Source organism: Micromonospora sp. WMMD736, from assembly GCF_049179015.1.
Taxonomy (GTDB): Bacteria; Actinomycetota; Actinomycetes; order Mycobacteriales; family Micromonosporaceae; genus Micromonospora.
Map to the genome: position 1 here is coordinate 4,275,695 of NZ_JBMHMI010000001.1, position 23,271 is coordinate 4,298,965.

At 71.4% G+C, this 23,271-nt stretch carries 26 protein-coding genes; 20 read left to right on the plus strand and 6 right to left on the minus strand.

Annotated elements, in window-relative coordinates:
* Window positions 1-32: 32 nt before the first annotated feature.
* The 4 genes from corA to ACN269_RS19140 all read right to left on the minus strand — a co-directional run bounded on the left by corA (window position 33) and on the right by ACN269_RS19140 (window position 3,622).
* The gene (gene corA / locus ACN269_RS19125) at window positions 33-1,181 is read right to left on the minus strand and encodes a magnesium/cobalt transporter CorA (protein WP_421473714.1); all 1,149 of its coding nucleotides are present in this window, start codon (window positions 1,179-1,181) and stop codon (window positions 33-35) included.
* 305 nt (window positions 1,182-1,486) lie between these two features.
* Window positions 1,487-2,581, minus strand: a complete 1,095-nt coding sequence (locus tag ACN269_RS19130) for a PLP-dependent aminotransferase family protein (RefSeq protein WP_355048685.1) — start codon at window positions 2,579-2,581, stop codon at window positions 1,487-1,489.
* Between the two features lie 106 nt (window positions 2,582-2,687).
* Entirely contained in the window at window positions 2,688-3,146 is a 459-nt protein-coding gene (locus ACN269_RS19135; RefSeq protein ID WP_421473715.1) for an ester cyclase, read from the minus strand.
* An 83-nt stretch (window positions 3,147-3,229) separates the two neighbouring features.
* The gene (locus ACN269_RS19140; RefSeq protein ID WP_421473716.1) at window positions 3,230-3,622 is read right to left on the minus strand and encodes a cyclic nucleotide-binding/CBS domain-containing protein; all 393 of its coding nucleotides are present in this window, start codon (window positions 3,620-3,622) and stop codon (window positions 3,230-3,232) included.
* Between the two features lie 114 nt (window positions 3,623-3,736).
* Between ACN269_RS19140 and ACN269_RS19145 the strand changes: the two genes are divergently transcribed.
* The 5 genes from ACN269_RS19145 (at window position 3,737) to ACN269_RS19165 (ending at window position 7,511) form a co-directional block, all read left to right on the plus strand.
* Entirely contained in the window at window positions 3,737-4,186 is a 450-nt protein-coding gene (locus ACN269_RS19145) for an NUDIX hydrolase (protein WP_421473717.1), read from the plus strand.
* Window positions 4,183-4,950, plus strand: coding sequence for a hypothetical protein (locus ACN269_RS19150; protein WP_421473718.1), 768 nt, complete (start codon window positions 4,183-4,185; stop codon window positions 4,948-4,950). The genes ACN269_RS19145 and ACN269_RS19150 overlap by 4 nt, the downstream gene beginning before the upstream one ends.
* Before the next feature lie 77 nt (window positions 4,951-5,027).
* The gene (locus tag ACN269_RS19155) at window positions 5,028-5,759 is read left to right on the plus strand and encodes a sugar phosphate nucleotidyltransferase (RefSeq protein ID WP_421473719.1); all 732 of its coding nucleotides are present in this window, start codon (window positions 5,028-5,030) and stop codon (window positions 5,757-5,759) included.
* Window positions 5,747-6,814 (plus strand): iron-containing alcohol dehydrogenase family protein, encoded by a 1,068-nt coding sequence (locus ACN269_RS19160; protein WP_421473720.1) that lies wholly within the window; start codon window positions 5,747-5,749, stop codon window positions 6,812-6,814. Before ACN269_RS19155 ends, ACN269_RS19160 begins: the two co-directional genes overlap by 13 nt.
* Window positions 6,789-7,511: a CDP-alcohol phosphatidyltransferase family protein gene (locus ACN269_RS19165; RefSeq protein ID WP_421473721.1), complete on the plus strand. Its 723-nt coding sequence runs from the start codon at window positions 6,789-6,791 to the stop codon at window positions 7,509-7,511. The genes ACN269_RS19160 and ACN269_RS19165 overlap by 26 nt, the downstream gene beginning before the upstream one ends.
* Before the next feature lie 152 nt (window positions 7,512-7,663).
* On the opposite strand, the gene ACN269_RS19170 is transcribed toward ACN269_RS19165, so the two are convergent.
* Window positions 7,664-8,929, minus strand: coding sequence for a glycosyltransferase (locus ACN269_RS19170; protein ID WP_421473722.1), 1,266 nt, complete (start codon window positions 8,927-8,929; stop codon window positions 7,664-7,666).
* An 80-nt stretch (window positions 8,930-9,009) separates the two neighbouring features.
* Here ACN269_RS19170 and ACN269_RS19175 point away from each other — a divergent pair, with 80 nt between their 5' ends.
* From ACN269_RS19175 to ACN269_RS19195, 5 genes are all read left to right on the plus strand, one after another.
* Window positions 9,010-9,870: an Fpg/Nei family DNA glycosylase gene (locus ACN269_RS19175; protein WP_421473723.1), complete on the plus strand. Its 861-nt coding sequence runs from the start codon at window positions 9,010-9,012 to the stop codon at window positions 9,868-9,870.
* A gap of 264 nt (window positions 9,871-10,134) precedes the next feature.
* Entirely contained in the window at window positions 10,135-11,706 is a 1,572-nt protein-coding gene (locus tag ACN269_RS19180) for a sugar transferase (protein ID WP_421476426.1), read from the plus strand.
* Window positions 11,707-11,738: 32 nt separating this feature from the next.
* Window positions 11,739-12,965 carry a sensor histidine kinase gene (locus ACN269_RS19185; RefSeq protein ID WP_421473724.1) on the plus strand — a complete coding sequence of 409 codons (1,227 nt, stop codon included), beginning with the start codon at window positions 11,739-11,741 and terminating at the stop codon, window positions 12,963-12,965.
* Window positions 12,962-13,720 carry a LytR/AlgR family response regulator transcription factor gene (locus ACN269_RS19190; protein WP_053651534.1) on the plus strand — a complete coding sequence of 253 codons (759 nt, stop codon included), beginning with the start codon at window positions 12,962-12,964 and terminating at the stop codon, window positions 13,718-13,720. Before ACN269_RS19185 ends, ACN269_RS19190 begins: the two co-directional genes overlap by 4 nt.
* Before the next feature lie 66 nt (window positions 13,721-13,786).
* Window positions 13,787-14,449, plus strand: a complete 663-nt coding sequence (locus ACN269_RS19195; RefSeq protein WP_421473725.1) for a DUF5701 family protein — start codon at window positions 13,787-13,789, stop codon at window positions 14,447-14,449.
* Window positions 14,450-14,480: 31 nt separating this feature from the next.
* Here ACN269_RS19195 and ACN269_RS19200 read toward each other — a convergent pair whose 3' ends face one another.
* Window positions 14,481-15,032, minus strand: a complete 552-nt coding sequence (locus tag ACN269_RS19200; RefSeq protein WP_421473726.1) for a Uma2 family endonuclease — start codon at window positions 15,030-15,032, stop codon at window positions 14,481-14,483.
* A gap of 183 nt (window positions 15,033-15,215) precedes the next feature.
* On the opposite strand from ACN269_RS19200, the gene ACN269_RS19205 reads away from it, so the two are divergent.
* The 10 genes from ACN269_RS19205 to ACN269_RS19250 all read left to right on the plus strand — a co-directional run bounded on the left by ACN269_RS19205 (window position 15,216) and on the right by ACN269_RS19250 (window position 23,176).
* Window positions 15,216-15,893: a response regulator transcription factor gene (locus ACN269_RS19205; RefSeq protein WP_421473727.1), complete on the plus strand. Its 678-nt coding sequence runs from the start codon at window positions 15,216-15,218 to the stop codon at window positions 15,891-15,893.
* Window positions 15,890-16,963 (plus strand): ATP-binding protein, encoded by a 1,074-nt coding sequence (locus ACN269_RS19210; protein WP_421473728.1) that lies wholly within the window; start codon window positions 15,890-15,892, stop codon window positions 16,961-16,963. The genes ACN269_RS19205 and ACN269_RS19210 overlap by 4 nt, the downstream gene beginning before the upstream one ends.
* Window positions 16,960-18,777 (plus strand): DUF4153 domain-containing protein, encoded by a 1,818-nt coding sequence (locus ACN269_RS19215; protein WP_421473729.1) that lies wholly within the window; start codon window positions 16,960-16,962, stop codon window positions 18,775-18,777. The genes ACN269_RS19210 and ACN269_RS19215 overlap by 4 nt, the downstream gene beginning before the upstream one ends.
* Before the next feature lie 44 nt (window positions 18,778-18,821).
* Complete coding sequence (locus tag ACN269_RS19220) at window positions 18,822-19,235, plus strand: hypothetical protein (protein WP_421473730.1); 414 nt, start codon at window positions 18,822-18,824, stop codon at window positions 19,233-19,235.
* A 1-nt stretch (window position 19,236) separates the two neighbouring features.
* The gene (locus ACN269_RS19225; RefSeq protein WP_421473731.1) at window positions 19,237-20,877 is read left to right on the plus strand and encodes a cation acetate symporter; all 1,641 of its coding nucleotides are present in this window, start codon (window positions 19,237-19,239) and stop codon (window positions 20,875-20,877) included.
* A 162-nt stretch (window positions 20,878-21,039) separates the two neighbouring features.
* Entirely contained in the window at window positions 21,040-21,465 is a 426-nt protein-coding gene (locus tag ACN269_RS19230) for a YbaB/EbfC family nucleoid-associated protein (protein WP_421473732.1), read from the plus strand.
* Between the two features lie 10 nt (window positions 21,466-21,475).
* Window positions 21,476-21,787, plus strand: a complete 312-nt coding sequence (locus tag ACN269_RS19235) for a hypothetical protein (protein WP_421476428.1) — start codon at window positions 21,476-21,478, stop codon at window positions 21,785-21,787.
* Between the two features lie 6 nt (window positions 21,788-21,793).
* On the plus strand, window positions 21,794-22,288 hold the full coding sequence (locus ACN269_RS19240; protein WP_421473733.1) for a hypothetical protein: 495 nt from the start codon (window positions 21,794-21,796) through the stop codon (window positions 22,286-22,288).
* An 88-nt stretch (window positions 22,289-22,376) separates the two neighbouring features.
* The gene (locus ACN269_RS19245; RefSeq protein WP_421473734.1) at window positions 22,377-22,784 is read left to right on the plus strand and encodes an EndoU domain-containing protein; all 408 of its coding nucleotides are present in this window, start codon (window positions 22,377-22,379) and stop codon (window positions 22,782-22,784) included.
* Entirely contained in the window at window positions 22,781-23,176 is a 396-nt protein-coding gene (locus ACN269_RS19250; protein ID WP_421473735.1) for a hypothetical protein, read from the plus strand. The genes ACN269_RS19245 and ACN269_RS19250 overlap by 4 nt, the downstream gene beginning before the upstream one ends.
* Window positions 23,177-23,271: the final 95 nt, after the last annotated feature.

Consider the following 23,271-nt stretch of genomic DNA (forward strand, 5'->3'; position numbering starts at 1 on the left):
GCTGGGCGTGTGCGCTGCCTGCGGACGTCCGGTCAGAGCCAACCGTTGCGGCGGAACCAGCGGTAGAGGGCCAGCGAGACGCCGAGCATGAGGGCCAGAGCCACCGGATAGCCGTACGTCATCTTCAGCTCGGGCATGTTCTCGAAGTTCATGCCCTCGACGCCGGCGATGGACGTCCAGACTGCGGCGATGGCCGCCCACGCGGCGATCTTGCGCATGTCGTTGTTCTGGTCGACGGACACCTGGGCCAGCCGCGCCTGGAGGATCGAGTTCAGCAGGTCGTCGTACGAGTTCACCTGCTCGACCGTGCGGCTCAGGTGGTCCTGCACGTCCCGGAAGTACTTGCGGATCTCCTTGGGTACGTCCCGACTGACCTGCGAGGTCAGGTTCATCAGCGGCCGCTGCAGGGGGACCACCGCCCGCTTGAACTCCACCAACTCCCGCTTCATCTGGTAGATCCGCTGGATGCGCCCGTGGCTGTTGCGGTCGAAGACCTCGGCCTCCAACTGGTCCAGGTCGTCCTCGAGCTGCTCGGCCACCTCGAGGTAGAGGTCGACCACCCGGTCGGTCACCCCGTACGCCACCGCCCACGGGCCCTGGAGCAGCAGTTCCTCTTTGGTCTCCAGATCCGCCCGGACCGGGGAGAGCCGACAGGCGTCACCGTGCCGGACACTGATCAGGAAGTTCGGGCCGATGAAGAGCATCACCTGACCGGTCTCGACCACCTCGGAGGTCTCGGTCAGCTCGGTGTGCTCGCAGTACCGGGCAGTGCGCAGCACCAGGAAGCTGACGTCGCCGAAGCGCTCCAGCTTGGGCCGCTGCTCGGCCTTCACGGCGTCCTCGACGGCCAGCTCGTGCAGGCCGTACGTCTCCGCGATGGCGGTCATCTCGGCCAGCTCGGGCTGGTGCAGCCCGATCCAGACGAAGCCGTGCTCCTCGCGGCGCGCGGCCTCCAGCGCCTCGGCGTACGTCCAGTCGCCGGGCTGCCGCTTGCCGTCGATATAGAGCGCACAGTCGACCACTCCGCTGCGCCCGGTGCCGGTGGGCGCCGGGGTGGGTGGTGAACCGTCGGCGTTGAGCATCCTGGTCATCGCCCGGACCGGGGACGCCCAGGCTCGGGGTCGCAGCACCCGAGATGTGTTCAACGGCGCCGTCCGGCCCCGCTCTGCCCGATCCGTCATCGCGACACCTCCCCGCGCTCGCCTGCGGCTTGCAGGCTACGCCGATGGTGGCCACCGGCAGGTGTGACGGCGGTCGCGGGTGCGGCGCCGGGCGGGCCGGGCCGCATCGGGGGGTGAAGGGACGACACGGCCCACCCGGCGCCCGTGGGGGCGGGGGTTGTGCTGCACGCGTCATCCGGGGTGGGCGGGCGGTGATCTCCGCTACACCTGACGGATGACGCTCGCAGCATTGTGGGCCGCCGGCCGCCCGCTGGGGAGACCCGGGACGGCCGGCATCGTCCTTTTGTCGGAAACCCGACAGATTTTCAGCTTCGGCTGGCCTCGACGGCCTCGGCGAGCCGGCGGACACCCTCGTCGATCCGGTCGGCCGTCACCGCCGAGAAGGCCAACCGCAGGGCGTGCCGCCCGCCGTCGAGGACGAAGTCACTGCCCTTGACGACGGCGACGCCACGCTCGGCCGCCGCCGGGGCGAGCCGGTCCACCAGCACGTCCTCGGGGAACTCCACCCACAGGAAGTAGCCGCCGTCGGGCTCGACGAACCGCGCCTGCGGCAGGTGCCGGCGCAGCGACTCGGCCAGCACCTGGGCCCGCTCGCCCAGCGCCGCCCGGACGGTCTCGATCGAGCGGTCGATGTCGCCGGAGACGCAGAACTGGTGCACGATCGCCTGCGACACCATGCCGGGCGAGATGTAGAGACTCGTGGCGTTCTTGGCGATGTCGGCGATCAGATCCGCCGGGCCGACCAGGTAGCCGACGCGTACGCCCGGGCAGACCGTCTTCGTGAAGCTCGACGCGTGCACGACGACGTTGCGGGTGTCCATCGAGAGCATCGACGGCAGCGCCTCGCCCCGGAAGCGGATGTCCGCGTACGGGTCGTCCTCGAAGATCGTGAAGTGGTACTCGGCGGCCAGGTCGAGCAGCTCACGGCGCTTCTCCAGCGACAGCGTCACGCCGGCCGGGTTCTGGTAGTTCGGGATGACGTGCGCCAGCCGAGGGCGTACCCCGGACTCCAGCAGCTTGCGCAGCTCGGCAGTGTCCAGGCCGTCCGGCTGGACCGTGACCCCGTGCAGCTCGCTGCCCATCCGCTGAAGGTTGAGCAGGGTGCGGTCGTACGTCGGACGCTCGACGACCACCGCGTCGCCGGGGCGGATCAGGTGGTCGAAGAGGAACGCGTCGGCCTGCAACGAGCCGTTGGTGACCAGCACCTGGTCGGCCGCGACGCCGTGCTTCTCGGCGATCCACTTGCGCAGCGGAACGTAGCCGACGGAGGTGCCGTACGCCGTGACCCCCGCGGGATCGGCGTCGAAGGCGCGTACGGCGGCGGCCTTGAGCCCTTCGACATCGACGATGTCCAGCGAGGGGGCCCCACGGGCAAAGGAGATCAGCTGCTCGGCGGTCATGGATATTGAGCGTACGGGCGGCGGCGGGGGACGCGCCGACGGCACGGCGATGTCCGCATCCTGAGCCACCGGGACGGGTGACCCGGCCGCGCCGGATGGCGACAGATCAGACCGGAAGTGCGAGCGAGTCGTGCTGCGCCGCCCGGGAGAGGCCGTCGAACTGCACGCCGAGCGAGTCGAGGAGCTGGCTCCAGTCGAAGTAGGAGCGCCACGCGACGATCCGGCCCCGGCGTGCCCGGACCACGTCGGCGACCTCCCAACTCACCGAGCGGCCGGTCGGAGCGACGGTGCCGTACGGCGAGTGCAACGTGCCGGTGTGGGTGCCACTGAGGCGCAGCTCCACGGCCGCGCCGCTGGACGTACGCACCGCGCCGAGCGGGTCGACCAGCAGGTCCGGAAAGGCACCCGTCCAGGTACGCAGCAGCGCCGGCAGCTCGATCGGTCGGACCGTGACACCCGGCATGGAGTAGAACGCCTCCGGGGCGTACAGGTCCGGCAGTCGGGCCACGTCCCGCCGCAGGAGCATCGCGTACTGCTGCTCGACCAGGCGCTCCGCGTCACGCATCGGGCCCTCCCCCGCGGGCCACGGCATTTCCGTGCCCGCGAGGGATCCTTACCCTTCGATCCGACCCGGCACACCTGAGCGGTTCAGGTCGTGGCGGCCACCTCGCCCTGGGCCCAGACGCGCATGATGTCCCGCACCGAGATCACCCCGGCCACCTCCCGGCCGTCGAGCACCACGAGGTGCCGGAAACCACCTCGGGCCATCGCGGCGGCCGCCTCGGCCACCGTCCACTCCGGCGCCGCGTACACGACGTCCCAGGTGAGGTGGGCGCCGGTCCGCTCGGTGTCGCAGTCGAGACCCGCGCCGATGGCCTTCAACACGTCGCGTTCGGTCATGATGCCGATTCCCTCGGACTCGGGATCGATCACGACCGCCGACCCGACACCGCGGGCCGACATCATCCGGGCCGCCTGACGGAGCGTGTGCTCCGGACCGACGACGAGGACCTGGCTGGACATTGCTTCCCGTACCTGCATCACGCATCACCCCTTTGGGACCGTGGCATTCGGTACGGACATGGTCGTCCGTGGATGTTTCCGGGACAAGACCGGACATCGTCGGGATGCGGCGGCGCTCGCTACTGTCGACGCGTGTCCACCGAGCCCCTGCGCTGCGCCGGCGCGCTGATCGTCGACCACGCCGGCCGCATCTTCTTCCAGCGCCGCTCGCCACACCGGCGCCTGTTTCCCGACTGTTGGGACATCGTCGGCGGCCACCTGGAACCGGGCGAGGGGATCGACGAGGCGCTGCGCCGAGAGGTCACCGAGGAGACCGGTTGGTTCGTCTCGGAGGTACTCGGTCAGGTGGGCGAGTACCGCTACGTCGGCGACGACGGCCTGGCCCGCGTCGAGTACGACTTCCTGGTCCGCGTGGACGGCGACCTCGGCCATCCGAGGTTGGAGGCGGGCAAGCACACCGAGCACCGCTGGCTGGCCGAGCACGAGGTGACCGTGCTGGACGAGAACCGCGACGTCAACGACGGCCTGATCCGGCGGATCGCGGAGGAGGGCTTCGCGCTCCTGCGGTCGATCGGCCGGTGAACACCGTCGACCTGCCGCCGCACCGGATCGCCGGGCTGCTCGCCCCGGCCGTGGACCGGGTCTTCCGCGCTGGCATGGCCGCCGGGCACGACTGGGGTGGCGCCGAGCTGAGCCAGCGGTACGGCGGACCGACCGCCACCGGGCTCCTGGTCGAGTTGCGGACCCGCCTGGCGGCGCCCGGTGGCACGGTCGACGAGCCCGGATTCGCCGCCATCACGCGCTACCGCGATCCGGTCGTCAGCCGCCGCGCGGTGGACAAGCAGGTCGCGCACGGCATGATCCACCGTCGTCCGGACGGACGGCTGTCCGCCACCGAGCGCGGCACCGCCTTCCTGGCCGAGCTGCACCAGATACACGCCGAGGTCACCGAGGAGCTGTGGGCGGGGCACGACGAACGGGTCGCCCGGCTCACCGCGGCTCTCGGCCGGCTGTTGGCGTACGCCGTGGTGCTCGTCGACGAGGACGGCGTCCGGGAGTGGCCGGCGTTCGCCGCGATGGCGCCCCCGTACGAGCCGGACGGCACCGCGCCCGGTGTGCTGCTGCTCAACCGACTCGGCACCCTGCGCTACCACCGGGCCGACGCGCACGCCGCCGCCTGGACCGCCGCCGGGCACACCGCGTCCAGCGTCACCGCCCTGCCGCCCGGCCCGGAGCGGCTCGCCATCGAGCTGGAGACCGACCGCCGGGCCGCCGGGCCGTACGCCGTGCTCGCCGCCGAGGAGCGGCTGACCATGCTGGCCGACCTCGCGGCGTTGCCCGGCTGACCGGTTGGCCGGAGTCGCCGGGCTCCCCAGGGCTATCCTCCAGCGGTGACGGGAGCAGGACGAGGGAGGATGTCGCGATGATCGGAATGGTGCTCGCGGCCGGGGCGGGGCGTCGGCTGCGCCCGTACACCGACACGCTGCCGAAGGCGCTGGTGCCGGTGGATGGCGAGATCACGATCCTCGACATCGCGCTGGGCAACCTCGCCGAGGTCGGGCTCACCGACATCGTGATCGTGGTCGGCTACGCGGCGGACGCGGTCCAAGCGCGGCAGGCCGAGCTGGAGAAGAAGTACGGGGTCACCCTCACCCTGGTGCACAACGACAAGGCCGAGGAGTGGAACAACGCGTACTCCCTCTGGCTGGCCCGGGAGCACTTCGCACGCGGGGTGTTGCTGGTCAACGGCGACACCGTGCACCCGGTGAGCGTGGAGAAGACCCTGCTGGCCGAGCGCGGTCCGGGCATCCTGCTCGCGGTGGACACCCTCAAGCCGCTCGCCGAGGAGGAGATGAAGACCACCTTCGACGCCGCCGGCCAGCTCACCCGGATCACCAAGATCATGGACCCGGGTGAGGCGTACGGCGAGTACATCGGCGCGACGCTGATCGAGCCGCAGGTCGCCGACGCGCTCGCCGACGCGCTGGAGGCGACCTGGCGGCGGGACCCGAACCTCTACTACGAGGACGGCTACCAGGAGTTCGCCGACCGTGGTGGCGAGGTCCGGGCCGCGCCGATCGGTGACGTCCCGTGGGTCGAGGTCGACAACCACGCCGACCTGGCCCGCGCGCGGGAGATCGCGTGCCGCTACTAGCGCGTACGGTCAACACCCCGCTGTTGATCGAAGTCCGGCGGGGTGCGGTGGCGGACCTGGGGCCGTTGTTGGCGGACCGGCGGATCTCCGCTGGCGGCGACGTCGCGGTGGTGGTCGGCCCCGGTCAGGGCGAGAAGATCGCCGAGCTGTGCCGGCCGAGTCTCGGGTCGGCCGACGTCTTCACCGTCACCGGCGGCACCATCGACGCCGCCAACGAACTCGGTGACCGGCTCCGTGCCCGCTCGTACGACGCGGTGATCGGCATCGGCGGTGGGAAGACCATCGACACCACGAAGTACGCCGCCACCCGGTACGGCATGCCGATGGTGACCGTGGCGACCAGCCTGGCCAACGACGGCATCGCCTCTCCCACCGCCTCACTTGACCACGAGGGCGGCAAGGGTTCCTACGGCGTGCACATCCCGATCGCGGTGATCGTCGACCTGGACTTCGTGGAGAACGGCCCGGACAGCCAGACCCAGGCCGGCATCGGCGACGCGGTGAGCAACGTGAGCGCCTGCGCCGACTGGGAGTTGGCGCACGAGGTCCGGGGCGAACCGATCGACGGCCTCGCCGTGACGCTGGCGCGGACCGGCGCCGAAGCGTTGATCAACCATCCGGGCAAGATCACCGACGATGCGTTCCTCACCACACTGGCCGAGGCGCTGATCCTCGGCGGAATCGCCAGCTCGGTGTGCGGGTCGACCCGACCGGCCAGCGGCGGTGACCACGAGATCTCCCACGCCATCGACCGGCTCTATCCCGGCACCGGCTCGCACGGCGAGCAGGTCGGGCTCGGCGCGCTCTTCTGCACCTTCCTCCGCGACGACCCGGAGCGCTTCGGGCAACTCGCCCGCTGCCTGCACCGGCACGGCCTGGCCACCGTTCCGGGCGATCTGGGGCTCACCGACGACCAGTTCGTCGAGGCGGTGCAGTTCGCGCCGCGGACCCGGCCGGACCGGTACACCATCCTCGAGCACCTGGCCCTGTCGCCTACCGAGACGCGGGAGCGGCTGGCAGACTACGCCGGTGCAATCCGCGACCAGCTTGGCTGACCCCCGTCCCACCGTCGCCGACTTCCACCGGGTCAACCGGGGCGGCGGCCTGTTCAGCGAGTCGATCAGCCAGTGGCTCGGCGCGGTGTTCGCGCTTGTCGCGCAACGCCTCGGGCTGCGTCCGACCGCGCTGACCATCACCAACCTGGTACTCGGGCTGGCCACCTCGATCTCCGTGGTGGCGCTCGCCGGGCCGGTCGCCGCCGGGGACGTACCGGCCTGGGTGGTCGGGCTGGTCGCGCTCGTCGGCTGGCAGGTCGCGTACTCCCTGGACTGCGCCGACGGACAGCTCGCCCGCGTGACCGGCCAGGGCAGCGCGGCCGGGGCCCGGGTCGACGTGCTCTGCGACGTGGCCGCGCAGATCGCCCTGGTGGCCGCCCTGGCCGCCACCGCCGTGGCGCAGGAGCCGTCCACCCCGACCTGGCTGGTGGCCACCTTCGCGGGCACCTGGATGGTCAACCTGGTCACCTCGGTGATGCAGGCCGGCCCGAACGCCGCCAGCATGGTCACCTCGACCTCGCTGCCCGTACGCCTGGTGAAGCTGGTCCGCGACTACGGCGCGGTGATCTTCGTGGCCGCCCTGGTGCTCGCCGTGGCCCCCGCGCTCGTCCTGTGGGTGCTGGTCGCGTTCACCGTCGTCAACGGCGGCTTCCTGCTGGCGAGCATCGCCTTCTCCGCCCGAGCCTCCCTGCGCTGACCCCGCCCCCGCCGCGTTCCGCAAGATCCGCACAACTTCCCCGAAACTGCTGCCTTCTGGATGCGGAAGGCAGCAGTTTCCCTGATGTTGGACCCTGGATCGAGCACGATCTTGCGGGGGCACGAGGTGCCGGCGTGGGTCGTCTGGCCGGGTCAGGCGCGGTGGGGACTGCGGGCGACGCCCGCGTAGATGTCGATGAGCTGCTTCGTCACCACGTCGGGGTGGAAGGTGCGCTCGTAGCGGGCACGAGCGGCCAGCGCCAACCCGGGCGCGCCGGCACGGGCCACGGGCAGGGCGGCGGCGAGCGCGGCCGGCTCCGGGGCGACGACCCAGCCGGCCTCGCCCAGCCCGATCCCGGCCGGCATGGGCGAGCCGCCCCCGGAGACCGCCGAGGCGGTCTCGGCCGGGCCGGTGCCGGCGGGCTCGTGCGGGGCGTCCGCTCCCACGAGGTACGGGATGCCACCCAGTGCGGTGCCGAGGACCGGGCGACCACTCGCCAGCGCCTCGATGATCACCGTCGGCAGTACGTCGTGCCACATCGAGGCGGCGATCACCACGGCACTGGCCTCGACCGCAGCCCGGACCCCGGCACGGTCGAGCTGACCGAGGTAGACCACGTCGGGTCGCTCGGCGGCGGCCGCCTCCACCAGCGCGCGCAGTTCGCCGTCGCCCGCGATCCGCAGCGTGCCCAGGGTGCCCACCGGGTGCCGCCGCCAGGCGTCCAGCAGCAGGTCGACGCCCTTCTCAGGAGAGAGCCGGGCCATGTAGAGGAAGCCGTCACCGAGCGGCGCCGGTCGACCCGGATCGGGCACGGCGTTCGGCTTGACCACGATCCGGTCGTCCGGGATGCCGTAGTCGCGCAGGTGGTCGGCGATCGCCGAGGTGAGCGCGACGAACCGGTCCACCGACCGCCAGGTGCCCCGGTGCACCGCCAGGGTGGTCGCCATCAGCGCGCTCTGCGCCGCCGAGTCGCGGTAGCACCGGTGCCTGATCGCCGGCACCCCCAGCGCCCGGCCCTTGCAGTCCTGGCAGATCACACCGTCCCGGAAGTAGATCCCCGAAGAGCAGACCTGCCGGTAGTTGTGCACCGTCTGCACCACCGGCACGCCGTGCCGGTGCGCGGTCCGCACCACCCACGGCGAGATCAGGGGGTACGGGTTGTGCAGGTGCAGGACGTCCGGCCGGTGCTCGGTGAGCAGCCGGCTCAGGTCCTGCTGTGCGCGGGGCGCCCAGATCGGTGAGATCGGCAGCAGCGCCTTGGCGGCCTTCGACATCGAGGGGATCTCGTCCGAGCTGCGGATGAAGGGCAGCACCTCGACACCGGCGGCGGTGAGCTGGGCGATCTCCACGTCGACGATGGTGTTCTCGCCGGAGGGCTGAGCTTCCCGGTACCGGTTGTGCGCCACCACGATTCTCACTGAGCTTGCCCTTCGTTCGCGATTGCGGGACTCGCAAGCTCATTCCTCACGCTCACGGGAAAGAAGGCTACCGTTGGCTGGTGCCCGAACTACCGGAGGTTGAAGCGCTCGCGGGTTACCTGCGGCAGCGCGCGGTGGGGCGGCGTGTCGACCGGCTGGAGATCGCCGCGATCAGCGCCCTGAAGACGTACGACCCGGCACCCACCGCCGTCGCCGGCAGGACGGTGGTCGACGCCCGTCGGCACGGCAAGTTCCTCGACGTGGTGATCGAGGGTGACCTGCATCTCGTGGTGCACCTGGCCCGGGCGGGCTGGCTGCACTACCGGGAGGCGTTTCCCTCCGCGACCCCGCTGCGCCCCGGCAAGGGCCCGATCGCCGTGCGGGTCCGGCTCGACGACGGTTCCGGCTTCGACCTCACCGAGGCCGGTACGCAGAAGAAGCTGGCCGCGTACCTGGTCACCGACCCGGCGGCGGTGCCCGGGGTGGCCAAGCTGGGCCCGGACGCGCTCGCCGCCGACCTGCCCACCTTCGCCGAGCGGCTGCGCAGCCGACGCGGGCAGGTCAAGGGGGTGTTGACCGACCAGTCGGTGCTGTCCGGGGTGGGTAACGCGTACTCCGACGAGATCCTGCACGCCGCGAAGCTGTCCCCGTTCGTGATCACCGATCGGCTCACGGACGCCCAGCTCGCCACCCTGCACGCGGCGACTCGGCAGGTGCTCGGCGACGCGGTCGAGCGGTCCCTCGGTCAGCGTGCCGCCGAACTCAAGGGCGAGAAGCGGTCCGGGTTGAAGGTGCACGCCCGTACCGGCCTGCCCTGCCCGGTCTGTGGGGACACCGTCCGGGAGGTGTCGTTCGCCGACTCGAGCCTGCAGTACTGCGCCACGTGTCAGACCGGCGGGAAGCCGCTGGCTGACCGACGGTTGTCCCGTCTCGTACGGTGAGTAATCCCACGAAGCGACTACAGAGCGGAATCGGCCCGAGTGAGCCGAACCTCCGGTCCACCGTTCTCGCCACACGGGCATCCATCGGTATAGTGGCCCGGTCCCCGGCTTCTGAAATGGTGCGGAGCCGGCCAGATCCCGCCGACACCATCGGTCGCCAATCTCCTGCGGGGCGGCGACCGGCCGGAGCCCGCGTGGGAGACTGGGACGGTGGGCGACCCGGGCCCTCACGGCGAGTGAGCGGCACGTGTCATGCGGGAGGACATGGGTGAGGTGACGGCAAGCCTCCAGCGCCCGGTATCCAACGAAGGCCGGAGCAGACTCGTGCGGCACGTCGACAGCTTCGAGATCCAGCCGCCGACGCCGCCGTCACACAACGGCGTGCCTCGGTCGGCGTGGGCCAGGGCGCGACGCCGTGTCTCCCGATGGCACCGCCCCTACACCGCGATCCTGCTGCTGCTCGACTTCGGCGCGGCGGCGTTCGCCAGTTGGATCGCGATCCAACTCTTCGACCAGGCCGCCTCGGGTTTCTCCGGCACCAACCAGGACCCGACCTGGTTCCACACCATCTCCTACCTCCTGCTCCCGCTGGGCTGGGTGGTCATCCTCTGGAGCAACCGGGCGTACGACCGGCGGTATCTGGGGCTCGGCCCGGACGAGTTCAAGCGAGTCATCAGGGCCGCGGTCACGGTGGCGGCCAGCGTCTCCTTCCTCGCCTTCGCCACCAAGACCGCGCTGTCGCGGTGGACGGTGGGCACGGCGCTGCTCGGCGCGCTGCTGCTGATCCTGTGGTGCCGTTTCGTGGCCCGCTGGGCGCTGCACTACATCCGTCGGCGGGCCGGTCAGGCCGCGCACCGGATGGTGCTGGTCGGCACCCTGCCGGAGTGCCTGGAGGTCTACGCGGCGGTCACCCGCAGCCCGGCCGCCGGCCTGATGCCGGTCGCCATCCACATCACCGATGGTTACGCGGCGGCCCGCGGGGTGCCGACTCCGGTGCCGGTGCACTCCGGCCGGGACGTCCTCGCCCTGGTCCGCGAGGTCGGCGGGGACACCATCGCCGTGTGCGGGTCGGCCAGCGCCGAGCCCGGTGAGCTGCGCCGACTGGCCTGGCAGCTCGAAGGCTCCGGGGTGGATCTCGTGGTCGCCCCGCAGTTGACCGACATCGCCGGCCCGCGTGTGCACATCCGGCCGATCGAGGGTCTGCCGCTGCTGCACGTCGAGGAGCCGACCCTCTCCGGGCCGGCGCTGCTGGCCAAGAACCTGATGGACCGGGTCGCCGCCGGCCTCGGTCTGCTGCTGCTGATCCCGCTCTTCATCTCGATCGCGGTGGCGATCCGGATCTCCGACCCCGGGCCGGTCTTCTTCCGCCAGCCCCGGGTGGGGCACGAGGGACGCACGTTCCGGGTGTGGAAGTTCCGGACCATGTACGTCGACGCCGAGGACCGGCTGGCCAGCCTGACCGACCAGAACGAAACCGACGGCATGCTGTTCAAGATGAAGCAGGATCCCCGGGTCTTCCCGGTGGGCCGCTTCCTGCGGGCTTCGTCGCTGGACGAGCTGCCGCAGTTGATCAACGTGCTCTGGGGCGAGATGTCGCTGGTCGGGCCGCGTCCGCTGCCCGCCGACGACGGCGACTTCCTGGGCGACGTGCGACGCCGGCTGCTGGTGCGCCCCGGCATGACCGGGCTGTGGCAGGTCTCCGGTCGCTCCGACCTGTCGTGGGACGAGGCCGTCCGGCTCGACCTCTACTACGTCGACAACTGGTCGCTGGCGTACGACCTGAGCATCCTGTGGCGCACCGTCGGGGTGGTGCTCGCCCGCAAGGGCGCGTACTAGCGCCAGCGGCGGCGAGCCGTCAGGATCGCTGCGTGGGTGGCAACCTCTCCGCCGTCGTCGGCGTCGTCTCGCTGGTAACCGCGCTGACCGCAGCCCTGCTGGCGGTGCTGCGACTGCGCGCCCGGCGCGGCATCGCCACCGCCACCCAGCGGGCCACCTACGAGGTGCTGCACACCGCCGGACTGGCCGCCGAGCCGCTGCGGGCAGGGCTCAGTGCGGCGGGCGCGGCGAAGGCCGTACGCCATCTGCGGGCCCTGGTGGGCGCGGTCGGGCTGGCACTCACGGACGCCGACGAGGTGCTCGCCCTCGACGGACGCGGCACGCACCACGGCGACCAACTGCTCGCGGCGGCCCAGCGGTCGGTCAGCTCCGGGCGGTCGACCGTGCTCGGGGAGTCCGACCTGCGCTGCGACCGGGTGGACTGCCCGATCCGTGGGGCCGTCGTCGCGCCCCTGCACGGGGCCGACGCCCGGGTGGTCGGGGCGCTGGTGGCGATCGCCGACAACGCCCCGGCGCCGGGGTTGGTGCAGGCCACCCTGGAGACCGCGCACTGGGCCGGCAACCAGCTCGCCCTGGCCGAGCTGGACTCGTCCCGGGAGCGGCTGGCACGGGCCGAGATCCGGGCGTTGCGGGCGCAGATCAGCCCACACTTCATCTACAACGCGTTGACCGCGATCGGCTCGTTCGTGCGCACCGACCCGGAGCGCGCCCGGGAGTTGATCCTGGAGTTCGCGGAGTTCACCAGGTACTCGTTCCGGGCGCACGGCGAGTTCACCACCCTCGCGGAGGAGCTGCGGTCGATCGACCGGTACCTGACGATCGAGCGGGCCCGCTTCGGCGACCGGTTGCAGGTGCGGTTGCAGATCGCGCCCGAGGTGCTGCCGGTGACGCTGCCGTTCCTCTGTCTCCAGCCGTTGGTGGAGAACGCCGTCCGGCACGGGTTGTCCCGCAAGCCGGGCACGGGCATGGTGAGCATCGAGGCCCGGGACGCGGGCGCCGAATGCCACATCACGGTGGAGGACGACGGGGTGGGTATGGATCCGACCACGCTGACCACCGGTATCGCCGAGCTGGCCCGCAGCACCGGCGACCCGGGCGACGACACGGGCCAGCACGTCGGCCTGTCGAACGTCGACGAGCGGCTGCGCTCGGTCTTCGGTGACCGTTTCGGGCTGGTCGTCGAGACCGGGCTGGGCTCGGGGACGCGGGTGAGCGTGCGGGTGCCGAAGTTCCACCCGGGCGTACGGGCAGGGTCGTGACCACCGGGTTCCTGCGGGTGTTGGCGGTGGACGACGAACCGCCCGCGCTCGACGAGTTGGCGTACCACCTGCGGGCCGATCCCCGGGTGGCCCGGCTGCACACGGCCGGGGATGCCACGGAGGCGCTGCGGCTGCTGCGCGACGGCGACGTGGACGTGGTCTTCCTGGACATCCGGATGCCCGGCCTGGACGGCATGGAGCTGGCCCGGGTGCTGCGCCGGTTCGCCCGGCCACCGGCGATCGTCTTCGTCACCGCGTACGACGACGGTGCGGTGGACGCCTTCGACCTGGGCGCCACGGACTACGTCCGCAAACCGGTACGCGCCGAGCGGCTGGCCGAGTCGCTGCGGCGGGTGATCGGTTCGCGGGTGGTGCCGTCGCACCCGGCGGCGCTGGCCCGAGCCGAGGAGGATCCGACGATCCCGATCGAGCTGGCCGGGACGACCCGCATGCTGCCGCGTTCGGCGGTGCGGTGGGTGGAGGCGCAGGGCGACTACGCCCGGCTGCACACCGCCGAGGGCTCGCACCTGGTGCGGGTGTCGCTGGCGACGCTCGCCGAGCGCTGGGCGGACGCGGGGTTCGTACGGGTGCACCGGTCGTACCTGGTGCAGTTGAAGTTGATCGCGGAACTACGCCTGGTCAACTCCGGCTACGTGGTGGTGGTCGACTCCACCGAGCTACCGGTGAGCCGGCGGCACACCCGCGAGCTGAAGGACAAGCTGGTCAGGGCCGCGAAGCAGGATTGGAGCCGCTGAACCGGGAATGCCGGCAACCGTCCCGTACGTTGTACGCTAGGCCGTACGACATCCGGGAGGGCCGCCGTGACCGAAACCCCGTTCGACGCCGAGACCGAGTTCGACAGCCAGCTCGACCGCCTGGTGAGGTTGGGCTACCCGACCCTGGCCGGGATGACCGAGAGCGCCTTCCGTGACCTGGTCGCGCCCCTGCGGGCCCGAGCGGTCGACGGTGCCGCCGGCCTGCCTGCGCCCACCGACGCGCGGGTGCCCTTCCTGCTGGTCGTCACGCGGGACCTGATCGGCGTGGAGCCCCGACTCGAACTCACCACCCTGGCCGGCAAGCGCAAGCCCGGCTTCCTCGACCGGCACTACGCCGAGGACGACCTGCCGCGCTTCGACCCCATCAAGGAGCTGGAGGTGCCCGCCGGGCCGACGTACCTCCTCTTCGACGTCGACCGTGGTGAGGAGTTCCGCAACCTCGCCCCGGCGGTGGCCATGGAGGGCATGACCGCTCAGGACCGGCTGCCGCTCACCATCGACGAGGGGCTCGCCCTCATCACGCTGTACCCCGAGGCGCTGGCCAGCAACAGGTGCTTCTCTCTGGTCGGATCGCGGTGCGGCGACAAGCGGGTGCCGGCGCTGTGGATCAGCCAGGGCGCACCGAAGCTCGGCTGGTGCTGGTACGGCAACCCGCACACCTGGCTCGGCTCCGCCTCGGCCCGCCCCGAACGCGTCGGCCTGGACTGAGCCCGGCAACCGCCGAGCGGACGGGTGGCCGTCAGAAGATGTCGGCGAGCGGGAGCGTGAGGGGGAACGGCTGCTCGCCAAGATAGGTCTCGCCCGTGGCGACGGTTGCCTGCTCGCGGTAACCGCCCGGACCGTTCACGAGCACCGTCAGGGTTTGCTTGCGGGGCTCCACCAGCCAGTAGAGCGGAATACCGGCCGCCGCGTACTCGTGCCGTTTGAGCACCAGATCCCGACCGGCGTTGCTCGGCGAGATCACCTCGACGACGAGAAGCACGTCGCCCGGGTGGAGCGCGGCACCACCCCGATCCATCGCACTCTCGTGCGCGACGAACAGGTCCGGAAGGAAATACGACGAGCGCTTGGCGCTGACGCCGATGTCCTGCCCGACGAGCAGGTTGGCCGGCGCCTGTCGGTCGAGCAGCCGGCGGAGGCGGTTGGCGACCGCCCCGTGGAAGACGTCCGCGTGGGGGGACACGAGCAGGCTCCCGTCGAAGATCTCGTAGACCTGGTTGCCCTCGGGGAGGCCCTGGAGGTCGTCCACCGTCCAGGCGTCACCCCGGCCGGGCCGGGCAGGATTGGTCACCGTCACACCTCCTCTCTACCGGTCCACCCTGACAGCTCGGTTGGTCGTCCACAACGAACCTCGGACGTTCGGGGAGGCCGGCGGCCATCACCGTCGAGTTATCCACAGGGCTGATCGGTTCTCCACAGGTTGTTCACAACGCCACCCACTGATCTCCACGGCGGCTCCCTACAGTCAGACCCCATGAAGGAACGTCGCGTCCTGGTCGTCGAGGACGAACGCACCATCGCCGAGTCGGTCGCCGCCCGACTCCGCGCCGAGGGTTTCGCGGTGGAGATCGCCACGGACGGCCCCGGCGCGGTCGAGCGGTTCCGGACCGGGCAGCCGGACCTCGTCGTCCTCGACGTGATGCTGCCCGGCTTCGACGGTCTGGAGGTGTGCCGGCGCATCCAGGCGGTCCGGCCGGTCCCGGTGCTGATGCTCACCGCCCGCGACGACGAGACAGATCTGCTGGTCGGGCTCGCCGTCGGTGCGGACGACTACCTCACCAAACCGTTCTCGATGCGCGAACTGGCTGCCCGCGTCCACGTGCTGCTGCGCCGCATGGAACGGGCCGCGACCCCCGCACCACCCGCCATCCGCCTCGGCGACATCGAGATCAATGAAGCCGAGCGGCGGGTCCGCCGGGCCGGCGCGGACGTGCACCTCACGCCGACCGAGTTCGACCTCCTGCTGCACCTCGCCGGTCGACCGCGCACGGTGCTTCCCCGGGAACGACTGCTCGCCGACGTGTGGGGTTGGGCCGACGGCACCGGCACCCGCACGGTGGACAGCCACGTGAAGGCGTTGCGCCGCAAGCTCGGCGCCGACCTGATCCGGACCGTCCACGGCGTCGGGTACGCCCTGGAGGTCCCCGCGTGACCGGCCGGCTGGTGGACTGGCTGAACCGGGTGCTTCCCCGGCCCCTCGACCCGGTCCGCTCGATAAAGATGAAGCTCGGCGTGCTGCTGGTCGCCTCCTGGGCGGTGGCCATCGGCTACTTCTGGTACGGCGTCGGCTGGCTCCCACCGGGCACGGCGATCACCTCCATCGGCATCGCGCTTGTCATCTCACAGGTGCTCGCCCACGGGATGACCTCACCGCTGCGCGAGATGACGGCCGCCGCCGGGGCGATGGCCCGCGGCGACTACACCCGTCGGGTACGCGCCACCTCCCGGGACGAGGTGGGTGAGCTGGCCCAGGCGTTCAACAAGATGGCCGAGGACCTGCACGCGGCGGACCAGCGGCGGCGTGAGCTGATCGCCAACGTCTCCCACGAGCTGCGGACGCCGATCACCGCACTGCAGGGCGTACTGGAGAACATGGTGGACGGGGTGGCCGAACCGGAGCCGGCGGCCCTGCGCGCGGCGCTGTCCCAGACCGAACGGCTCGGGCATCTCGTCGCCGACCTGCTCGACCTGTCCCGTCTCGACGCCGGGGTGGTGCCGCTGCGCCGGGTCCACCTGGACGTGGGGGATTTCCTCGACGAAGCGGTGGAGCACGCCACGGCCAGCGCGGCCGGCGCGGGGCTGGACGTCGATTTCCGGTTGCACGAGTTGGCCGGGCCGTTGACCGTGCACGCCGACCCGTGGCGGCTGCACCAGGTGTTCACGAACCTGCTCGACAACGCGGCCCGGCACAGCCCACCGGGCGGCACCGTGCGGGTACGCGCCGAGGAGCACGCCGGCCAACTCCAGTTCGAGGTGAGCGACGAGGGACCCGGCATCCCGACGGCCGAGCGGTCCCGGGTGTTCGAACGGTTCACCCGCGGTGACCGCGCCGCCTGGGGTGGCACCGGCCTCGGACTGGCCATCGCCCGCTGGGTCGTCGAACTCCACGGCGGCCGGATCGCGGTCCTCGACCCGGTCGGCGCCGTCAAGGGCGGCCGTCCGGGCTGCCGCATCCAGGTCACCATCCCGAACAACGGCCCACACCGAGGAGAGCTCGCATGACCACCCCTGGCAGCACTCCGCCTCCGACCAGCGGCCCGGCGACGCCGGTCGCCGAAGCACCGGCGGGGCCGACAGCCAACCCGTCGACACCACCGACCGGCGGCCCGGCGGCACCGCCGACCAGCGGCCCAGCGGCACCGCCGACCGGTGGCCCAGCCGCACCGCAGCCTGGTGGCCCCGCCGCACCGGCCATCGGCCCTGGGCGGCCGCTCCCGGCCTGGCCCCAGCCGATGGCGGCTGTGCCCCGGCCACCGTCGCTGATCGAGCGGCGCTGGCCCGGACCAGCGGGTGCCGCGCGGCCGCTCGTCCTGGCGGTCCTGACGGCGGCTGCCGTCCTCGGCGCGTCGACGATCACGATGGTTCGTCCCGGACTCGGTTGGCTGGTGGCCGCGCTGGCCGGCACCGCCGTCCTCGCCGTCGCCGCCGTCGTGCGTACGACCTCGTCGACCGCTCCACCCACCACAGCGGCGACCCAGGCCACGTCGACAGGCCGGGTTGCCCCGGCGACCACCGCCCGTCCCGATGCCACGGGGGCATCGGGGCGGGCGGCGCAGGTCGTCTGGGCCGCCGCGACCGTCGCGTTGGTGGGCGTGGGCACTCTCCGGGCAGCCGGCTGGCTCTTCGCACTCTGCCTGCTTGCCGCCGTGGTGACCGGGACGCTCACGGTGACCGGCGGGCGGAGCCCGCTCGGCATGCTGCTGGCTGCGGTCCTGCCGCCGGCCGCGACGGTACGGGCGCTCCCCTGGGCGGTACGCGGGCTGCGCGACAACCGACCGGCCGGCTCGGGTATCGCCGTCGGACGGGTCCTGACCAGCGTGGCGATCTCCGCCGGTCTGCTGATGCTGTTCGGCCTGCTCTTCTCCTCCGCCGACGCGGTCTTCGCCGACCTGGTCAGCGGCTTGTTGCCCGACATCTCGCTACCCGGCACGATCGGGTGGACGTTCCGTCTGCTGCTGATCGGCGGCGGTCTGCTGGGTGCCGCGTACCTGGTCAGTCGGCCGCCCCACCTCGACGACCTGCGGCCGTCGCCGGCACGGCCGGCGCACCGGCTGGAGTGGACGCTCCCGCTGGTACTGCTCGATGCCCTGTTCGCGGCGTTCGTACTGGTCCAGTTGACGGTGCTGTTCGGTGGCTCGGCGCACGTGCTGCGCACGGCCGGGCTCACCTACGCGCAGTACGCGCGCGGTGGCTTCTGGCAACTGCTCGCCGTCACCGGCCTCACCCTGCTGGTGATCGCCGTCGCCGCCCGTCGGGCACCCAAGGCCACGCCGACCGACCGGCTGCTGGTCCGCACACTGCTCGGGGCGCTCACCGCGCTCAGCCTGGTGATCGTGGCTTCGGCGCTCTACCGGATGCAGGTCTACGCCGACGCGTACGGCGCCACCCGCCTGCGGCTCGTCGTGGCCACCGTCGAACTGTGGCTCGGGCTGCTGTTCGTGCTGGTCGGCGTGGCCGTGGTACGGCTACGGGCCACCTGGCTGCCCCGACTGGTGATCGGCACGGCGGTGTTGGCGCTGCTCGGGCTGGCCCTGGTCAACCCCGATCGACTGATCGCTGACCGGAACGTCGACAGGTACCTCGAGACCGGCCGGTTGGACGCCGACTACGTGTCCGGACTGTCGGCGGACGCCGTACCGGCCCTGGCCCGGCTGCCCGAGCCGATGCGGATCTGCGCGCTGTCCCGGCTCGCCGCCGACCTGCCCCGGGACGGCCTCTGGGCGACGAACGTCGGCCGGGAGCGTGCCCGCCCCGAACTGGACAGGATTCCGGTGAACACCACCTCGACGTACTGCCTCGGCCTGCGGTACTGGTGAGCGTCGACGCTTGACAATCGCGCGAGGCGGGCAAGACTGCCCGGGTGGCCAAGCAACTCCCTGACGTGGGGTCGGGTGGTGCGGTCCCGCCGCCCCGGCGGGAACGGATCGTGTTGGCCGACATCACCCGGCGCGACACGCGCTCCGAGCGGACCCGCGCCGAGCTGGCCCAGCAGACCCAGGTCGGCGAGGCGCTGGTCCGTGGCCTGGTCCGGGCCCAGCTCGCGCTGGCGTTGCGGTTGTCGCTGGTGGTCGCCATCGGGCTGGGCGGCCTGCCCTGGCTGTTCGCCATCGCGCCGTCACTCGGCCGGACCACCGTGGCCGGCGTCAACCTGCCGTGGCTGCTGCTCGGGGTGGCGTCGTTCCCGTTCCTGATCGCGGTGGGCTGGGCGTACGTGCGGCTGGCCGAGCGCAACGAGCAGGACTTCACCGACCTGGTGCAACGGCCGGAGCAGTGACGTGGGCAACGACTACGTGGTTCCGGCCATCGTCGCGGTCACCCTGGTCACCGTCGGCATCGGCTTCTACGGGCTGCGGCTGGCCCGGACCACGTCCGACTTCCTGGTCGCCTCTCGGGCGATCAGTCCGACGTGGAACGCCGCCGCCATCGGCGGGGAGTACCTGTCGGCCGCGAGCTTCCTCGGCATCGCCGGCCTGGTCCTCAAGTACGGCGTGGACGTGCTCTGGTACCCGGTCGGCTTCGCCGCGGGTTACCTGGCTCTGCTGCTGTTCGTGGCCGCGCCACTGCGCCGCTCCGGGGCGTTCACGCTGCCCGACTTCTGCGAGCTGCGGCTGGGCTCACGCCGCCTGCGCATCCTCGCCACCGCCTTCGTGATCTTCATCGGCTGGCTCTACCTGGTGCCGCAGTTGCAGGGTGCCGGGCTCACGCTGGCCACGGTGGCCGGCTCCCCGTACCCGGTGGGTGCCCTGCTGGTCGCGGCCGTGGTCACCGCGAACGTGGCGCTCGGCGGGATGCGGGCCATTACCTTCGTCCAGGCGTTCCAGTACTGGCTCAAGTTGACCGCTCTCGCCGTACCCGTGATCTTCCTGGCGCTGCAGTGGCAGGCCGATGCCCGCCCGGCGGTGACGCCGCCGGACGGACCGACGTTCCGGGCCGCGACCACCGTCGTGGTCGAGCACCGCGCGACCCTCACCCTGGCCGACGGTGACATCCGGGAGGTACGCCCCGGAGACGAGCTGACCTTCGCGGCCGGCGACCCGGTGCCGCAGGTGTCCGGAGTAACCACCGACGCGGCGGACTGGCTGCTGCCCAGCGCCGCGGGCGCCGACGACCGGGGCCTGTTCGGCACGTACTCGCTGATCCTGGCCACCTTCCTGGGCACCATGGGGCTGCCGCACGTGCTGGTCCGCTTCTACACCAACCCCGATGGCGCGGCGGCCCGCCGGACGACACTGGTGGTGCTGGCCCTGGTCGGCGCCTTCTACCTGCTGCCCACCCTGTACGGGGTGCTGGGCCGGATCTACACCCCGCAACTGCTCGTCAGCGGGCAGACCGACGCCGTGGTGGTCCTGCTGCCCGGCGCGGTCCTCGGTGACGGGCTGGCCGGGCGGCTGCTCGCCGCGCTGGTCGCGGCGGGAGCGTTCGCCGCCTTCCTGTCCACCTCGTCGGGCCTGCTGACCAGCGTCGCCGGGGTGATCTCGACGGACGTGCTCGGCCGCGGCTCGGTACGCGGCTTCCGCTGGGCGACCGTCATCGCCGGGGGCGTACCGGCGGCGCTGGCCTTGCACGTCTCCGGCCTGGACGTCTCACAGGTGGTCGGGTTGGCCTTCGCCGTCGCCGCGTCGAGCTTCTGCCCGCTGCTGGTGCTGGGCATCTGGTGGCGCGGTCTGACCGACCTGGGCGCGGCCGCCGGGGTGCTGGCCGGCGGCGGGGCAGCCATCGGAGCGGTGCTGGTGACCGTCCTCGGCCCGCCGCTGTCCGGCTGGCCCGCCACCCTCACCGCGCAGCCGGCCGCCTGGACGGTCCCGCTGGCCTTCACGGTGATGGTCGCGGTGTCGATGGCGACCCGCCGCCGAGCACCGGCCGACGTAGCCGCCACCATGCTCCGCCTGCACACCCCCGAAGCCCTCCGCCTGTAGCCCCCCACCCCCCGCCCCCACCCCCACCCCGCGATCTTGCACTTTCTGTCGCGGCATAGCGGTCATTCTTCGCAATAAGGCGACAGAATGTGCAAGATCGACGCGAGGGTGGGACGGCTTCGGGGCTGAGGTGACGGTCGCGGGATTACTACACTGCGGATCGTGGCAAACCCCTCGGATTTGAGCAGGTCCATTTCGGAGCTGTTGTCGACGCTCGACCGCGGTCACGCCGGAGGCGGTCCAGCAGCGCCCAGCGAAGCTGCGCCGCCCGTACAGGGCGTCGGTGAGGCTGCCGACGGGCTGGTACGCGTGGTCGCCGTCCCGGGTGGACAGATCGAGTCGGTGTGGATCGACCCGAAGCTGATGCGATCGGCGTCGGAGAGCCTGGCCGAGGAGATCCGTACGGCCACCAACGCGGCCCTGGCAGACCTACGGGCGGCGCTGGCCGACGCGACCGCCACGCCAGACACGGCTGCCATGCTGGAACAGTTGCGTGAGCTGCAACGTGGTGCCGTACCGCAGTTGCAGGGTCTCATCGACACCCTCGGCAGCGTGCAGGACCGGCTCGCCTCCGGCGGAAGGCCCTGACGTGGCCCGCATGGTCGACCCGGACAGTCTGCGCGGGGCAGGCACCAGCCTCCAGGACATCTCCGATCGTTTCCTCACCGAACTGCGCACCTTCCTGACCGACCTGCAGGGGTTCGGGGCACCCTGGGGCAACGACGACATCGGCAGCCTGATCGGCGCGGCCTGCGAGGAGGTGACCGCGTACGCCGCGGAGTGCTTCGAGTCGGCGATCGAGGAGCTTGGCGTCGTCGGCGTGGACCTCAACCGGATGGCACACCTCGTCGAGGAGGACGAGCGGGCCATCACGGCCCACCTCAGCGGGCTCGGCCAGGAACTCGGGTGAGGCGACGTGGGACTGCAACTGCCGGGTGAGCTGACCAGCTTCCTCAGCATGATCGGGTACGACTGGCCGCAGGCGGACGAGACCGCGCTGGTCGAGATGGGCCAACGGTGGCTCGCCTTCAGCGGCACCCTGCAGAACCTGACGACGGAGGCGGGACAGGCGGCCCAGCCGGTCGGCGCCGGCAACGCGGGCGCCGACATCGACGCCTTCCAGGCGTACTGGACCGAGCAGGACGGGCCGGTGCAGGTGCTACAGGACGGCGCGCTCGCCGCCACCCTGGCCGGCACCGGCCTGATCATCATCGGCGCCATCGTCCTCGCCCTGAAGATCCAGGTCATCGTGCAGCTGGTGATCCTGTCGGTGGAGATCGCCCAGGCGGTGGCGACGGCGGTGGCCACGTTCGGCGCCTCGCTGGCGGAGATCCCCATCTTCCAGATGATCACCCGCGAGATCGTCGGCCTGCTGATCGACCAGGTGATCGGCGCGCTCCTCGATGGGTAAGCGCGGGCGGGGAACATTCATTCGAGCCGCCCTCTCCCACCTGCGCAAACAGCGGGCACGAGCGCGGCGCGGTCAACGGACGGACGGCATGACGCCGGAACGCCTGCGGCACACCCTGCTCGGGGAACGCGACGGCAGAGCGTCGGGCTGGCACCACCGACCGGGCGGCATCGACCCACCGGGCGCAAAGCTGATCAAGGTGACGAAACGAGACAGCCGAACCGGCGTCTACAACGGCAAGGTCGCCATGCAGAACCGACGCAATGGTGAGTGGCAGGAGAAACGCGGTGGTAGCACCTTCTTCCCCGACCACTGGACACCGCAGGACGTCGACAACGCGATCACGCGTGGATTCAACTCGCCAGATGTCGTCAAGGATCCACAGACTGGACGGTGGTCAGGCAAGTTCAACGGTGTCCATCTGAAAGGCTTCTACGATCCAGAAACCGACACCCTCAGCCACGGCTACCCCACTCTGCCTGGAGGCACTCCTTGAGCACTATCGAGTTCCACTGGTCCAAGGAGCGCATCGCCGAGTACCAGTCGACGGACCAGCGGCTCGCCTGCCTCGGGATGTGGTTGACCGACGACATCCAGAGCGTGCACGAACTCTGCCTCGACCTGTTGGCCGATCTTGAGGACATCGCCGCCGGGCGCAAGGAGAGCGAGAGCTGGGAGGGGAACGCCTGGGCCGCCGAGCTGAGCGCGGAAGGCGTCGACCTGCAGAATCTCTGGCGGGATGTCTTGCACGCCCGTTATCCGCTGGCGGAGACCCGGCGGGTCGTTGCGCAGTACTGGCGACTGCTTGCCGAGGACCCGGACCGCACGCGGGCGGTCGTCGAGTGGGAGAGCGAGAACGGTCGGGCGCACCCGTACCCGGGGCTGTGACGGTCGCGTGATCGACTTCCCGCGCGGGGCAGGGGCTACGTCTTGGGGATGATCGTGGGTCCGCCTGTCGCCGGACGGCGGATCTGGCGGTCGGC

Excerpts from the sequence above, each read along its gene's own strand:
- corA (WP_421473714.1), bottom strand. The coding sequence starts at position 1,181 with ATGACGGATCGGGCAGAGCGGGGCCGGACGGCGCCGTTGAACACATCT.
- ACN269_RS19130 (WP_355048685.1), bottom strand. The coding sequence starts at position 2,581 with ATGACCGCCGAGCAGCTGATCTCCTTTGCCCGTGGGGCCCCCTCGCTG.
- ACN269_RS19135 (WP_421473715.1), bottom strand. The coding sequence starts at position 3,146 with ATGCGTGACGCGGAGCGCCTGGTCGAGCAGCAGTACGCGATGCTCCTG.
- ACN269_RS19140 (WP_421473716.1), bottom strand. The coding sequence starts at position 3,622 with ATGCAGGTACGGGAAGCAATGTCCAGCCAGGTCCTCGTCGTCGGTCCG.
- ACN269_RS19155 (WP_421473719.1), top strand. The coding sequence starts at position 5,028 with ATGATCGGAATGGTGCTCGCGGCCGGGGCGGGGCGTCGGCTGCGCCCG.
- ACN269_RS19180 (WP_421476426.1), top strand. The coding sequence starts at position 10,135 with ATGGGTGAGGTGACGGCAAGCCTCCAGCGCCCGGTATCCAACGAAGGC.
- ACN269_RS19205 (WP_421473727.1), top strand. The coding sequence starts at position 15,216 with ATGAAGGAACGTCGCGTCCTGGTCGTCGAGGACGAACGCACCATCGCC.
- ACN269_RS19215 (WP_421473729.1), top strand. The coding sequence starts at position 16,960 with ATGACCACCCCTGGCAGCACTCCGCCTCCGACCAGCGGCCCGGCGACG.
- ACN269_RS19235 (WP_421476428.1), top strand. The coding sequence starts at position 21,476 with ATGGTCGACCCGGACAGTCTGCGCGGGGCAGGCACCAGCCTCCAGGAC.
- ACN269_RS19245 (WP_421473734.1), top strand. The coding sequence starts at position 22,377 with ATGACGCCGGAACGCCTGCGGCACACCCTGCTCGGGGAACGCGACGGC.